At 66.3% G+C, this 362-nt stretch carries 1 pseudogene; it reads right to left on the minus strand.

Annotation, left to right across the window (positions count from 1 at the left end):
• Nucleotides 1-339 (minus strand): annotated as a pseudogene (locus BVH01_RS25075) (ShlB/FhaC/HecB family hemolysin secretion/activation protein); the annotation flags it as partial.
• Nucleotides 340-362: the final 23 nt, after the last annotated feature.

The raw sequence follows: 362 nt of genomic DNA on the forward strand, positions 1-362 counted from the left end.
CAGGCAGCTGTCGGCGAACGGGGTGAGAATGGTCGCGCGGTCAGCCTCGGACAGCAGGCTGGCACCGCTGATCTCGATCTGCTCGATGGCGAAGCAGCGCTCGTCCTCGGCTGCTGCCGGCGCCGTCGGCTCGGCACGTTTGCCCGGCAACTGCTGCAATTCCTGCAGGCGCTGCTGCTGCTCGTCGAGCAGGCGCTCCTGACGGTCGCGGATCAGGTCCTGGGTCAGCGGCGTTTGGCGGTTGGCGGGCAGTTCGATGGGAGGCGTCTGCGCGGACACGGCCAGCGACAGAGCGGACAGGCAGAGGCATACCGCCGCAGGTCCATTGCGGAAGAACATAGGGTCATCCCTGAAAAAAGGTA

This window comes from Pseudomonas sp. PA1(2017) (assembly GCF_001945375.1).
Taxonomy (GTDB): domain Bacteria; phylum Pseudomonadota; class Gammaproteobacteria; order Pseudomonadales; family Pseudomonadaceae; genus Aquipseudomonas.